We start from the raw sequence: 13,304 nt of genomic DNA, 5'->3' as shown, positions 1-13,304 counted from the left end.
TGATGCGGGTGGCTGACGGGCCGCGGGGCCGGCCCGTCAGGAGCGGTCGGTCTGCGGGTGTCAGCCGTCGGCGCGCACCGAGGGGACCTGCTGCGTGATGCAGTGGACCCCGCCGCCGCCGAAGGCGATCGCGAGCGCCCGTACTCCGACGACCTTGCGGCCCGGGTACGCCGACGCGATCACGGCCATGGCCTCCTCGTCCTGGGGCAGGCCCGCCACCGGGACGACGACGCCGTCGTTGGCCACGTAGTAGTTGAGGTACGACACCTCGATCTCGCCGCCGGCGAGGTCGGCGAAGGCCGACTGCGTGACCTCGACGATCTCCAGGCTGCGGCCCTGCGCGTCGGTGCTGGCTTCCAGCACCGCGCGGTTCGCGCGCATCCGGGCGTAGTCGGGGTGCGCGGGGTCGTCGGGCAGGGAGATGACCACCTTGCCGGGGGCCGCGTAGGCACAGACGCCGTCGACGTGACCGTTGGTCTCCTCGTCGAGGAGGCCGCCGTACGGAAGCCAGATAACCTTGTCGACGCCCAGGCGGGATTTCAGTTCGGCTTCGATCTCATCCCGGTTCATGTCCGGGTTGCGGTTCGGGTGGAGCAGGCACTGCTCGGTGGTGATCAGCGTGCCCTCGCCGTCGACCGTGATCGCGCCGCCCTCCAGGATCATGTCGGAGTGGATGCGCTCGACGCCGAGGTGCTCCAGGAGCAGTCCGCTGATCCGGTCGTCGGAGTCGAACGGGTGGTGCTTGCCGCCCCAGGCGTTGAACCGGAAGTCCACGCCCGCGCGCCGGCCGTCGCCGTCGAGCACGAACAGCGGGGCGGAGTCGCGGAACCAGGAGTCGTCCAGCGGCATCTCGATGACGGTGACGTCCGGGCCGCAGACGGTGCGGGCGTCGTCGCCGAAGCCGGGCGGGGCGACCATCGTCACCGGCTCGAACTCGGAGATGGCGCGGGCGACGTTCGCGTACTCCTCCTTGACGTCGTCCAGCACGCTGCCCCAGAGGTCCGTGCGGGTGGGCCATGCCATCAGGCACCCGTCGTGGGAGGACCACTCGGCGGGCATACGGAAGGCAGTCATCTCGTGTCTCTCTTCTTTCTCGCCAGAAGTACCGGTCAGCGGCAGTCGGTGTGGCGCTGGGCCAATTCGAGCCAGAGGCTGGTACGCGGTGGTTGGAATCTTCCTCTCGACTGAAAATTCAGTCAAGAGCCTGGACGGCACAACCAACAGGATTCTGAAATTCCTGTCAGATCTTTGTCCAGGACATGGGCCGGACAGGTCGGCCGGTCACAGGAAGTACAGGCGGCTCAGGGGGACCTCCTGGGCCGGCTCCGAGCGCAGAGGGGTCCCGTCGAGCGTCACCAGCCCGCTGCGCGGGTCCACGTGGACCTCGCCCAGGCGGGCGTTGTCGACCAGGTCCGCGGGGCCGATGCCCCGCGTGCCCTTCACGGCCACCCGGCGACGGCGGGTCTTCATCGCGTCGTACGGGCTGCGGGGTGAGCCCGCCTCGGCCGCGGCGCGGCTGACGAAGGCCACCGACAGGTCCGCGGGGGCCGCTCCGTGGCCGCCGAACAGCGGGCCGAGCACGAGGGGCTCGCAGCAGTCCGTGGCCGCGTTCGGGTCGCCGGTGACCCCGTACGCCGGGAAGCCCGACTTGAGCACCATCTGCGGCTTGGCGCCGAAGAAGGGCGGGCGCCAGAGCACGATGTCGGCCATCTTGCCGACCTCGATGGAGCCGATCTCGTGGGCCAGGCCGTGGGCGATGGCCGGGTTGATCGTGAGCTTCGCGACGTAGCGCAGCACGCGGGCGTTGTCGTCGCCCTCGCCGTCGCCCTCCAGGGGCCCCAGCTCGGCTTTCATCTTGGCGGCCATGGCGAAGGTGCGGCGTACGGTCTCACCGGCCCGCCCCATGCCCTGGGCGTCGGAGGAGGTGATGCCGATCGCGCCCAGGTCGTGCAGGACGCCTTCGGCGCCCATGGTGCCCGCACGGATCCGGTCCCGGGCCATGGCCGCGTCGCCGGGCAGGTCCGGCTTCAGCGCGTGAACCGAGACGATCATCCCGTAGTGCTCGTCGATGGCGTCCCGACCGAAGGGCAGGGTGGGATTGGTGGAGGAGCCGATGACGTTCGGCACGCCCGCCATCTTCAGCACGTTCGGGACGTGTCCCCCGCCGCAGCCCTCGATGTGGAAGGCGTGGATCGTGCGGCCCTCCAGCACCCGCAGGGTGTCCTCCACCGTGAGGCACTCGTTCAGGCCGTCGCTGTGCAGGGCGACCTGTACGTCGTGCTCCTCGGCCACCCGCAACGCGGTGTCCAGGGCCCGGGTGTGGGCGCCCATGTCCTCGTGGACCTTGAACCCGCAGGCACCGCCCTCGGCGAGCGCCTCGACCAGCGGCGCCTCGTCGGAGGAGGAGCCGCGGGCCAGGAAGCCGATGTTGACGGGCCAGGCGTCGAAGGCGCTGAACCCGTGCTTGAGCGCCCACGGGGAGTTGACGCCGACCCCCCACGTCGGCCCGATCTCCTGGCCGATGATCGTGGTGACGCCGGAGGCGAGCGAGGCCTCCATGATCCGCGGCGAGAGCAGGTGCACGTGGGTGTCGACGGCGCCGGCCGTCGCGATCAGGCCCTCTCCGGAGACCATCGTGGTGCCCGTGCCGACCACGACGTCGACGCCGTCGAGGGTGTCGGGGTTGCCGGCCCGGCCGATCGCGTGGATCCGGCCCTCGCGGATGCCGATGGAGACCTTCCGGATGCCCAGGACCGCGTCGATCACCAGCACGTTGGTGATGACCACGTCGCAGGTCTCGCGGACCGCGGCGGCCTTCAGGTGCAGGCCGTCACGGGCGGTCTTGCCGAAGCCGGCCAGGAACTCGTCCCCGGGCTTCTGCGCGTCGGACTCCACCCGGACGGTGAGTCCGGAGTCTCCGAGCCGCACCCGGTCCCCGGCGCGGGGGCCGTGCACGGTGGCGTACTCGTGGGGGTCGATGTGGCGGCTGCCGGGTGCGCAGTGGTCGCTGTGGCGGGTCTGACGGCTCATGCCGGGGTTCCTTCCGGGCTGTCGGTGCCGGTGGCCCGGCCGGCGGGGCTGCCAGGGGCATCGGCGCCGAGGTACCCGCACGCCGCGGCCCTGCTCAGCGCGAGCTCCTTGGCCCCGGGCGCGTCCAGGGGGCCGTCCACCAGCCCCGCGAAACCGATGGCGATCCGGTCGCCGCCGATCGGCAGCAGCTCGACCTCGGCGGTCTGGCCGGGATCGAAGCGGCTCGAGGACCCCGCCGGTACGGCCAGGCGCATCCCGTAGGCGGCGGCGCGGTCGAAGTCGAGGCGGGGGTTGGCCTCGAAGAAGTGGAAGTGGGAGGTCACGCTCACCGGCACCTCGGCGGTGTTGCGCACGGTGAGGACGATCGAGGGCCGGGGCCCTTCCACGGTGTCCGAGCCCGGTATGACGGCGCCGGGAGCGGCGGCGTCCCAGGGCACGTCCCCGAACGGGGAGCTGATCACGGCCAGCCGCGTGCCGTCGTCGAAGACGGCCTCGACCATGATCTCGGTGACCACGTCGGCGACGCCTGGCAGCACGTCGTCCGGGCCCAGCACGCCCCGGCCCCGGGCGATCGCGTCGGCGAGGCGCAGACCGTCGCGGGCGGCCTCGCAGACCGTGTCCGCGATGAGCGCGGTCGCTTCGGGGACGTTCAGGCGAAGCCCTCGGGCATGGCGGGACCGGGCGAGCTCGGCAGCGGTGAACAGCAGGAGCCGGTCACGCTCGGTGGGGGTCAGTGCCATGGGTTCATTCCTTCCTCCGGAAGGTGGGCAGGGGGCCGCCGCCGCGGGATCGTCACGGGGCAGGGGCAACGAGGGGTTCACTGCGGCCCGGCGGCTGCACGGCCGCGGCTCGCATCAGGTGCGATGCTGTCACTGACTGAAAAATCAGTCAATACGCGAGGTGTACGGAAGGCAACACGTTCGGATCACGACGCGCGGGACGAAAGGCGCAGAAGCGCGCAGGATCAGGGAGTACGGACGCACGGGGCGACGGCCCCGCCCCCTTCGAGGGCGGGCGGGGAGGGCGCGGGACTACTTCCGGCGCAGTCGCTCCAGCTCGACGTCGATGGCGCCTTCCATCAGCGCGCGTGCGTGCGTGATCTGGAGCCCGCCGCTCAGCCAGCGCATGCTCAGACCTTCCAGGAGGGCGGTGAGCCGCTCACCGGCCGCGGCCAGGGCCGCCGCCGGGGCCATGGGTTCCACCTGGCCCAGGAGGGCCGCCACTTCCTGGACCCATACCAGGGTCGCCCTGGCCAGGTCCTCGCGCAGCACCTCGTCGAAGACGGCGCTCGCCCGCAGCTCGCCCCAGGCGGTGCTGTTCTCCCTGACCTCCGCGCCGTCCTGGAGCTCCAGGAGGAGGGTCTCGACGAGTTCCTCGCGGGGGCCGAGCGGTTCCGCGTCATCGTCGCGTTCCGCGGTGTAGCGCTCGGCCCGGTCGTTGATGAACTCCAGCGTCGAGCGCAGGAGCCCGGTGCGGTCCTTGAAGTGGTAGTAGAGCAGCGAGGTGGACACGCCCGCTTCGGCGGCCACTTCCTCCACGCGCAGGCCACGGACACCGCTCCTGGCAATCACCCGGGCGGCCGCTTCGAGAATGGATGTGCGTCGGGCCATGCGCCGAACCTTACCCGGCTGTTCGGGGCCACGGGCAACGGGTGTCGTGGTCGGTCACCCCGTTCGCCTGTGGTGACTCACCACCACCGTGACGGGCCCGCCGCCCGGCGCGGCCGAGACGAGGCGCACGACGGCGATCTCCTTCTGGTCGGCGCTGCGGATGCAGAAGGGCCGCCCGCCGCCGAGGGCGCTGAACGCGATCGTGGTAACCGGCTGGGTCTCGACTCCCCGTGCGCAGTCGGCGGGACTCAGGTCGTTCCCGGCCGCGATGAAGGCGTCGCTGTCATCGGGGGCGACGAACTCCGTCTGGGTGCGGGCCAGGTACCAGGCGGCGCTCTCCGCCGGGACCACCTTCCCCGCCTTGAGGTCGAATTCGTAGGCCACGTCCGGAGACGTCAGTTCGGCGTTGGCGTAGCCCGCCTTGAAGCCGGCCGACGACGACGGGGCGGAGGAGGGGGCCGAGGGCGAGGGGGTGACCGGCGTGGAGATGGGCGGCGACGTGTGGCCGGCGGAGGCGGCGGGGGCCTCGACCTCCGGCTCCTCCGGGGTGTCCAGGTAGTAGACCGCGGCGCCGCCCAGTACCAGTACGGAGGCCGCGGCCAGCGCGGTGACCGGCAGCCGGCGCCCACCCCGCCGGGCCCGGCGGGGGGCGGGCCGATCCGGCAGGGCGCCGGCCGCGGGGTGCGCGGACGGGGCCGCGGGCGCGGCGACCGTCTGCTGGTGGTGGGTGGGAGTGGGGACCGGGCCGGGGCCTGCGCTCGGGGCGGGGCCGGGGGCGGGCTGTCGGGCGCTCCCCCATATCTCGCTGCCGACCTGGTGCGGGAGCCAGCCGTCGGTGAACTCCAGGCGGTGGCCCACCAAGGGGTGCGCCTGTACGGCGGCGATCAGCTCGTCCGGCGTGGGGCGGCCCTCGGGCCGCTTGGCCAGGCACCACGACAGGAGCTCTCGCAGGTCGTGCGGCACCCTGCCGAGGTCGGGCTGCTCGTGGACCACCTTGTAGAGGGCGGCCGACTCCGCTCCGGCTCCGAACGGGGGCACTCCCCCGGCCACGAACGCCGCCAGCGAACCGAGCGCGAAGACGTCGCTCGCCGGGGTGACCTGGAGGCCCATCGCCTGCTCCGGTGCCATGAACGCGGCGGTGCCGATCCGCAGTCCCACGCCGGTCAGCGCGGTGGCGTCGGCGGCCCGCGCGATCCCGAAGTCGATCACGCGCGGACCGTCCTCGGCGAGCAGCACGTTGGCGGGCTTGAGGTCCCGGTGGACCACCCCGGCCCGGTGGATCGCCTGCAACGCCTCGGCGATACCCGCCACCAGCAGCAACACCGTGCGCACCGGCAGCGGACCGTACCGCTGCACCACCTCGTGCAGCGTCGGGCCCGGCACGTAGGCGGTGGCCAGCCACGGGGTGGGGGCGTCCACGCCCGAATCGACCACCTGGGCGGTGAACAGGCCGTGGATGCGCTGCGCGCTCGCGACCTCCTGGGCGAAGCGCCGGCGGAACTCCGGGTCTCCGGCGAAGTCCGCGCGCACCGCCTTCAGGGCGATCGGGCGGCCTCCCGGGGTGTAGGCGAGGTAGACCACCCCCATGCCGCCGGAGCCCAGCCGGGCGTGGAGGCGGTAGCCGCCGATCTCGTGGGGGTCGTCGGCGGACAGTGCCTTGTGGGCGTGTTGCACACCGGGAAGCTGAGCGGACATGCGGTGGCTCTTTCGGCGATATGTACGAAGCGCAGGACGCGGCCCGCCCCGGTGCCTCCACGGACCCGACCGGCACCGAGCAGGGCGAAGCCGACTGCCCCCGCATCGTGCCGCTAACTAAAGATTCAGTCAATGTGAGACGATGATGGCCGAGACCGTGAGGAGGGGATCAGGCAGTGACGGACCGCAGAACGGCAATCTTGGAAGCGGCCGCCCGGCTCATAGCCCGGCGGGGGGTCCGCGGGCTGCGGGTGGAGGAACTCGCGGCCGAAGCCGGGGTGTCCACGGCGCTCGTCTACTACCACTTCAAGGACCGGGCAGGCATTCTCCGCCGCACCCTGGAGTTCATCAACGACCGCGCGGAACGATACACGGGCAGCCTCGACGACACGGACGCCTTCCCGGAGAACCCGCGCGAGGCCTTGGAGCAGTCGCTCCTGTTGGAGTTCCAGGACGAGGCCGCGGTACGCGAGAACAGCACGGCCTGGGGCGAACTGCGCGCCAGCGCGATCTTCGAGCCCGAGCTGCGGGAGGACCTGGCCAAGGCCGGCCTGAGCTGGGTCCAGGAGGTCGCCTACCTGCTCGCGTGCGCGCAGCCGCTGACGCCCGCCCCCGCGCTCACGGCCTCCGCAGAGCGGCTGACGGCACTGCTGGAAGGGCTCAGCATGCGCTGGCTCAGCGGCGTGCTGCAGGTGGCGCACGCCCGGGAGCTGATGCTCGACGCCGTCGATGTGGAGCTGGGACACCTGCGCCGGCTGGGCGGGAACTGACCGCCCCGCCCACCTGGCCCTGCCCTCTCCCCACGTCACGCGCCCAGCAAATTGACTGAAAGTTCAGTCAGTGTCAGAGTGGCGACATGGCGGCTCACCCCGCCCTGGCGGACCGACCCCACGTACGGTGAAGCTGACGCGCTCTGCTCCAAGCAGGCCCCGATCGTCGTCCCTGCGCCACGCGTCCCCGCGATGCCCGGCATCCACGGCTAACTTCATCCCGCCAGTTCACGATCGGAGTCAACCGTGTCCGCGTTCTCTGCATCCCGCCGTGCGGCCCTCCGCACCTTCGCCGGCGTCGGCGCGTTCGCCCTCGGCGCCTCGGCGTGCGGCCCCGGCGAAACGGGACAGCCCGGCACCAAGGCCACCCCTTCCGGCCAGGCCCCCGCGCCGACCGGCCCCCGGCATCTGGGCGCCGAGTGGGAGAGCCACACGCGCACCTTCATGTCCTGGCCCGCGCTGGCCTCCGTATGGGAGCAGGACCTGCCCTACGTACGGGAGGACATCGCCCGCGTGGCGCGCGCCATCGCGCAGTACGAGTACGTCGTGATGATGGCCAGGCCCGACCAGCAGGCCGCGGCCCAGAAGGCGTGCGGCTCCGGCGTCGAGGTCATCCCCATGGAGGTCGACGACCTGTGGGCCCGTGACACCGTCCCCGTGTTCATCGAGGACGGCGGCAAACTGGCCGGCGTCGACTTCAACTTCAACGGCTGGGGCAACAAGCAGGAGCACACGAACGACGCCCAGGTCGGCCGCAAGCTGCTGGAGAAGTACAAGATCCCGCGCATCCAGGCGCCGCTGGTCGCCGAGGGGGGCTCCTTCGAGACGGACGGCGAGGGCACCCTCCTGATCACGGAGAGCTCGATCGTCAACGACAACCGCAACCCCGGCAAGAGCCGGGACCAGATCGAGGCCGAGCTCAAGCAGACCCTCGGCGTCCAGAAGGTGATCTGGCTGGCCGGCGTGCGCGGCGAGGACATCACCGACGCGCACGTCGACAGCCTCGTGCGGTTCGCGGCCCCGGGCGTCGTCCTCCTGGACAAGGCCTTCCCGGGCTCGCCCCCGGATTCCTGGTCCCGCTCCTCCGACCAGGCGAGGTCCGTCCTCTCCAAGGCGGCCGACGCCCGCGGGCGCCGTCTGCGGATCGTCGACCTGCCGCAGCCCGACCTGGACAAGATCACGGGCCACGGCGACGACTTCGTGTCGACCTACGCCAACTTCTACGTCGCCAACGGCTCGGTGTTCATGCCCCGCTTCGGCGACGCGAAGGCCGACGACCGGGCGCGGGGGATCCTCCAGGAGCACTTCCCCAAGCGGGACATCGTGCCGGTGAAGATCGACACCATCGCCTCGGGCGGCGGCGGCATCCACTGCTCCACCCACGAGCAGCCCGGCAAGCCGGCCGACTGACGGAGCGCCCCGGTCCATCGACGGGCGGGCGGCCGGGTCCGGTGCCAGGCTGGGGTCGTACTCGATCCCGAAAGGCAAGCGCCATGATCACCACCGACTTCGTCCCCGGATCCCCCTGCTGGCTCGACCTGGGCGCTCCCGACGTCCGTGCCACCGCGGCCTTCTACGGCGCCGTACTCGGATGGGAGTACGAGCCCATGGGCGGGACGGGCGAGGGAGGGGACGCGGACGGCGATGGCGACATGGAAGGCGGGATGTTCCGGAAGGACGGCAAGCTCGTCGCCGGGCTCGGCAAGCTCACCGAGGAGGGCGCGCGCTCGGCCTGGATGATCTACTACAGCGTCAGCGACGCGGACGCCACGACCCGGCTCGTCGAACGCGCGGGCGGGAAGGTCCGGGTGGCGCCGAGGGACCTCGGCGAATGGGGCCGGATGGCGCAGTACGACGACCCGGCGGGGGGTCAGTTCGCCGTGTGGCAGCCCGGTAAGGACAGCGGCGTCGAACTCGTGGACGAGCCGGGCTCGCTGTCCTGGACGGAGCTGTACACGAGCGATGCGGCGGGCGCGCAGGAGTTCTACGGCGGTGTCCTCGGCTGGCAGTTCAGCGACATGGCGATGCCGGGCGGCGAAGGCACGTACACCCTCATCACCCCGGCCGGACTCCCCCAGGAGCGGATGCAGGGCGGTCTTCTGCAACTGCCCGCGGAACACCTCTCACTGGCGGGCGGACGGCCGTACTGGCACCCGGTCTTCAACGTCACCGACTGCGACGCCGCCGTCGCCGAGGTCACCGGGAACGGCGGCAGCGTGCAGATGGGGCCCGTGGACGCCGAGGGCGTCGGCCGGATGGCCGTCTGCCTCGACCCGTCGAACGCCGACTTCGTCCTGCTCACCCCCACGGGGAGTTAGACCGCCTGGGCCGTACCCCCACCCGATCGGGCGTAGGCTTCGATCGGCATGGACGCGGTGGGGGGCGGAGCGCATGGCTGCGGAGGCAGAGCAGAGGTGGGGGGCGACCCTCGATTCGGTCGTGGTGTACGCGCAGGGGGCGCTCTGCCGCCGCCTGGCGCGGGGCACCGTGCCCGCTGACGGCCGGGTACGGGTGACGGGACTGCCCCGCTCCCTGGACCCGGGCTCGCTGCGGGCCCGCGTCCTGGGTGCCCCGGGAGTGCGCGTCACCGAGGCCCGGGTGGAAGTGGAGGCCGGGCCGCTCGGTACGGCCACGCCCGACGGGTTGCGGCGCGAGGTCGAGCGGCTGCGCGACGAGCACGCGGCGGCGCAGGGGCGCAGGGACCGGCAGTTGAGCCGTATCGAGGAGGTCACGCGCCTCCACCCGGTCCCGCCCGCCCGCGAGCCCGAGGACCCGCACCGGCGCACCCCGGTGGACACCTGGCTGGAGTTCGCCGACTTCGTCGACGAACGGCTGGAGGGGCTGCACCGTCGCCTCGTCGAGCTGGAGGAGGCGCTGCGCGACCTCGGGCACGAGCTCGCCGTCGCCACCGACCGGCTCTCCCGGGCCTCCACCGACGCCCCGGCGGCGCACGTGGAGACCACGGTCTGCGCGGTCCTGACCTTCGACGGCGCCTCCGATTCCGAGGTCGAGGTCGAGGTCGAGTACGGGGTGCCGGGCGCCGTCTGGGTCCCGGCCTACCGTCTCACCCACCGTCAGGGCGACGGGACGGGCCGTCTGGTGCTCCGCGCCTCGGTCGCCCAGCGGACCGGCGAGGACTGGACCGGCGTCCGCGTCGCCCTGGCCACCGCCGACCTGCGGCGCCGCACGGATCTGCCGAGGCTCCGGTCGATCCGGATCGGGCGCCGTCAGCCCGCTCCCGCGCCTTCCGGCTGGCGTGAACCGCCCGCGGGGCTCGCCGACCTGTTCACCGCGTACCAGGCCGCCGGCCCCCGCCCGCGCACGGCCACGGCTCCCGTTCCACCGCCCCCTCCGCCGCCGCCCGTGCCCGCACCGGCGTCGGCGCCGGTCCCGCAGGCCTACGGCGCCGGCCCCGCCACCCTCGTGCCCGGTGCCGCCGGCGGCGCGATGCCCGACTTCGCCGCCCAGTCCGCCCCGCGCCCCGGCGCCCCGCGCTCGGCCGGCCGGCCACGTGGCGGCGGCATGGGGTTCGCCGGGCGCCCGGCGCGTACGGCGCCGCCCGTGCCCGCGGCGCCCGGTGCTCCCGTGCCGCCCGCTGCTCCCGCGGCGCCCGGCATGGCCGCGCCGCCGCCCGCCCCGGCTCCGGAGCCGGTGTCCGGTCCGCCGCGGCCTAGCGGCGCCGAGCTCGACTACGCCTCCCTCGTCCTGTCCGGCCCCGAGGAGCCGGGCTCCCGCCGGGGCCGGCTGTTCCCCGGCCCGGCCTCCGACCCGGTGACGGACGAGTGCCGCCGCCGGGCCGAGGCGGTGGCCTCGCTCCCGCTGCCCGGGCGGGCGGTGCGGCCCCGCGTATCGGCCGGGTCCTTCGACCACCGCTTCGACGCCGCCGCCCGCGCCGACATCCCGTCGGACGGCACCTGGCACACCGTCACCGTCGGCGAGATCCCGGTCGGTCTGCGCACCGAGTACCTCTGCGTCCCGTCCGTGGAGGAGACCGTGTACGCGACGCTGGTGCTGTCCAACGCCACCGACCAGGCGCTGCTGGCCGGTCCGGTGGAGGTCGTCGTCGACGACGACTTCCTGCTGACCGCCTCGCTGCCCACGCTCGCGCCCGGCGGCGTCCGCCGGGTGGGGCTCGGGCCCGCCGAGGGAGTCCGGGTCACCCGCCGCACGAACCTGAACGAGTCGACCGCGGGCCTTCGGGGCAACACCACCGTGCTCGACCACCGTGTCCACGTGGAGCTGGCCAACCGGCTCGCGGTGCCCGTCACCGTCGAGGTCCGCGAGCGGGTGCCGGTCACCTCCGAACCGGACGTCCGGATCGAGGAACGGTCCGACTGGACGACACCGGTGGAGGGAGAGGGGCCCGAGCACCACACCCCGGGCACCCGCGTCTGGCGCCTCGACCTCCCCGCCGGCGCCACCGCCGCCCTCGACGGCGGCTACGAGATCCGCATCCCGACCGGCAAGGCCCTGGTCGGCGGCAACCGCAGGAGCTGACCACCGCCATGTCCACGGTCCCGAAGCCGATCCCCCTTCCCGTCACCGCCGTCACGTGCCTCGAGGACCGTGCCCACGTCGAGCGCAGCACCGTGCTCGATCTGGAGGCGGGCGTCCAGCGGCTGCGCCTGGGCCCGGTCAGCGCGCTGGCCGTCGACCGGACGCTGCACGCCGAGCTGACCGCCGAACACCCGGCGACCGTCCTCGACGTACGGATCGTCCGCAGCTGGACGCCGCGCGGGCCGCTGCCGTCCGCCGAGGACGACTCCGTCCTGCGCCATCGCGAACACGCCCTCAAGGAGGAGCGGACGGCCCTGGAGCGGCGGCGCGACCGGCTGCTCACCCGCCAGGGCCTGCTGGACCGCCTCGCCACCGACCTGCTGCGCGAGATCGGCGAGGGCGCCGGCTCCGGGGAGTCCGAACCCTCCCGCTGGTCCGGTGAACTGGATCGGGTGGACGAGGAGCGCGACACCCAGGCGGAGCGGCTGCGCGTCGTGGAGGCCCGGCTGGCCGCGCTGGCCGTCGAACTCGGCGAGATCCGGAGGGCCGTGCAGCTCTCCGAGGAGGAGCCCACCGAGCTGGTCGGCCACGTCGAGCTGACCGTGGAGGCCGCGGAGGCCGGACCGGTCGGGCTGCGCCTGGGCCACCTGACCCCGTGCGCGCTGTGGCGGCCCTCCTACCGGGCCGTGCTGGAGGGGGACGCGCTGACGCTGGAGACCGACGCGGTGGTCTGGCAGCGCACCGGCGAGGACTGGTCGGACGTACGGCTGACGCTGTCGACCGCCCGCTCGGCACTGGCGGGCGATCCGCCGCGGCTGGGCGAGGACGTCCTGACGCTCAAGGACCGCACCGCGGCGGAGCGCCGCACGGTCGACGTCGAACTGCGCGAGGAGGAGATCGGGGACCTCGGCCCGGCCGCCGTGCTCGGCCTGCCCGGCGTGGACGACGGCGGCGAGGCACGGGTGCTGAGCTCCCCCGTCCCGGTCTCCGTGCCCGGGGACGGCCGCGCCCACCGGGTGCCGCTCTCCGTCTTCACCACGCCCGCGAGCAGCGAGTACGCCTGCTCGCCCGAGCTGTCGCCGCTGGTCACGCAGGTGGTGCGGTTCGACAACCTGTCCGGGCACGCGCTGCTCGCCGGGCCCGTGGACCTGGTCCGCGGCAGCGGGTTCAGCGGCCGGGGCACGCTGGACTTCACGGCGCCGGGCGCGCCCGTGGAGCTCGCGTTCGGCAGCTGCGACGACCACGGCGTGGTCCGGGAGACCGAGGAGTCCCGCGACACCGCCGGGATCATGCAGCGGACCGTGGTCACCCGCACGGTCAGGCTGCACCTGTCCCGGTTCTCCGCCCCCGGGGAGCGCGGGGACCAGGTCGTCGTGCTCCGGGAGCGGATCCCGGTGTCCGAGGTCTCGGCGGTGGAGGTACGTCTGAGGAAGGACGCCTGTTCCCCGGCACCCGAGGCGGTGGACGCCGAGGGCATCGCCCGTTGGGACGTCTCCCTGCCTCCCGGCGGGCGCCGCACGGTCACCCTCGTGTACGAGCTGTCGGCGAGCTCGAAGGTCGCCGGGCTCTGAGCCGTCCGAGCCGGATTGCTCGTTCCCGTTCACCCTTTCGGGCTCGTGGAAAGCCCCTCGCATTCCCATGAAAAGACCATCGGATTTTCCCCGCATCACCCGAATGGACTTCGGCTGATTGCCGGACGCGA

10 protein-coding genes are annotated in these 13,304 nt (G+C 73.1%); 5 read left to right on the top strand and 5 right to left on the bottom strand.

Translation table 11 applies throughout. The features are described from left to right. Positions 1 to 60: 60 nt before the first annotated feature. The 5 genes from ACFYYJ_RS30705 to ACFYYJ_RS30685 form a co-directional block, all read right to left on the bottom strand. Positions 61 to 1,074, bottom strand: a complete 1,014-nt coding sequence (locus ACFYYJ_RS30705) for an agmatine/peptidylarginine deiminase (protein WP_385131224.1) — start codon at positions 1,072 to 1,074, stop codon at positions 61 to 63. Between the two features lie 207 nt (positions 1,075 to 1,281). Continuing rightward, entirely contained in the window at positions 1,282 to 3,030 is a 1,749-nt protein-coding gene (locus ACFYYJ_RS30700) for an urease subunit alpha (RefSeq protein WP_389137297.1), read from the bottom strand. Next, positions 3,027 to 3,770: an urease subunit gamma gene (ureA, locus tag ACFYYJ_RS30695; protein WP_389137295.1), complete on the bottom strand. Its 744-nt coding sequence runs from the start codon at positions 3,768 to 3,770 to the stop codon at positions 3,027 to 3,029. The genes ACFYYJ_RS30700 and ureA overlap by 4 nt, the downstream gene beginning before the upstream one ends. 291 nt (positions 3,771 to 4,061) lie before the next feature. After that, positions 4,062 to 4,640, bottom strand: coding sequence for a TetR/AcrR family transcriptional regulator (locus tag ACFYYJ_RS30690; RefSeq protein WP_385131233.1), 579 nt, complete (start codon positions 4,638 to 4,640; stop codon positions 4,062 to 4,064). Between the two features lie 54 nt (positions 4,641 to 4,694). Beyond that, positions 4,695 to 6,335, bottom strand: a complete 1,641-nt coding sequence (locus ACFYYJ_RS30685) for a serine/threonine-protein kinase (protein ID WP_389137292.1) — start codon at positions 6,333 to 6,335, stop codon at positions 4,695 to 4,697. 176 nt (positions 6,336 to 6,511) lie between these two features. Between ACFYYJ_RS30685 and ACFYYJ_RS30680 the strand changes: the two genes are divergently transcribed. From ACFYYJ_RS30680 to ACFYYJ_RS30660, 5 genes are all read left to right on the top strand, one after another. Then, complete coding sequence (locus ACFYYJ_RS30680; protein ID WP_385131239.1) at positions 6,512 to 7,105, top strand: TetR/AcrR family transcriptional regulator; 594 nt, start codon at positions 6,512 to 6,514, stop codon at positions 7,103 to 7,105. A 246-nt stretch (positions 7,106 to 7,351) separates the two neighbouring features. Next, a complete protein-coding gene (locus ACFYYJ_RS30675) occupies positions 7,352 to 8,515 on the top strand; it encodes an agmatine deiminase family protein (RefSeq protein ID WP_389137290.1) in 1,164 nt (387 codons plus the stop codon). An 83-nt stretch (positions 8,516 to 8,598) separates the two neighbouring features. After that, a complete protein-coding gene (locus ACFYYJ_RS30670; protein WP_389137288.1) occupies positions 8,599 to 9,423 on the top strand; it encodes a VOC family protein in 825 nt (274 codons plus the stop codon). A 73-nt stretch (positions 9,424 to 9,496) separates the two neighbouring features. Further along, the gene (locus tag ACFYYJ_RS30665) at positions 9,497 to 11,602 is read left to right on the top strand and encodes a DUF4139 domain-containing protein (RefSeq protein ID WP_389137286.1); all 2,106 of its coding nucleotides are present in this window, start codon (positions 9,497 to 9,499) and stop codon (positions 11,600 to 11,602) included. 8 nt (positions 11,603 to 11,610) lie between these two features. Continuing rightward, a complete protein-coding gene (locus ACFYYJ_RS30660) occupies positions 11,611 to 13,173 on the top strand; it encodes a mucoidy inhibitor MuiA family protein (protein WP_389137284.1) in 1,563 nt (520 codons plus the stop codon). Positions 13,174 to 13,304 lie beyond the last annotated feature (131 nt).

The sequence above is a fragment of the Streptomyces sp. NPDC002467 genome, from assembly GCF_042889825.1.
GTDB lineage: Bacteria > Actinomycetota > Actinomycetes > Streptomycetales > Streptomycetaceae > Streptomyces.
Note: the sequence above shows the minus strand (reverse complement) of the source record. Positions and strands in the feature narration are given on the sequence as shown.

Excerpts from the sequence above, each read along its gene's own strand:
- ACFYYJ_RS30700 (WP_389137297.1), bottom strand. The coding sequence starts at position 3,030 with ATGAGCCGTCAGACCCGCCACAGCGACCACTGCGCACCCGGCAGCCGC.
- ACFYYJ_RS30660 (WP_389137284.1), top strand. The coding sequence starts at position 11,611 with ATGTCCACGGTCCCGAAGCCGATCCCCCTTCCCGTCACCGCCGTCACG.
- ACFYYJ_RS30705 (WP_385131224.1), bottom strand. The coding sequence starts at position 1,074 with ATGACTGCCTTCCGTATGCCCGCCGAGTGGTCCTCCCACGACGGGTGC.
- ureA (WP_389137295.1), bottom strand. The coding sequence starts at position 3,770 with ATGGCACTGACCCCCACCGAGCGTGACCGGCTCCTGCTGTTCACCGCT.
- ACFYYJ_RS30670 (WP_389137288.1), top strand. The coding sequence starts at position 8,599 with ATGATCACCACCGACTTCGTCCCCGGATCCCCCTGCTGGCTCGACCTG.
- ACFYYJ_RS30665 (WP_389137286.1), top strand. The coding sequence starts at position 9,497 with ATGGCTGCGGAGGCAGAGCAGAGGTGGGGGGCGACCCTCGATTCGGTC.
- ACFYYJ_RS30685 (WP_389137292.1), bottom strand. The coding sequence starts at position 6,335 with ATGTCCGCTCAGCTTCCCGGTGTGCAACACGCCCACAAGGCACTGTCC.
- ACFYYJ_RS30690 (WP_385131233.1), bottom strand. The coding sequence starts at position 4,640 with ATGGCCCGACGCACATCCATTCTCGAAGCGGCCGCCCGGGTGATTGCC.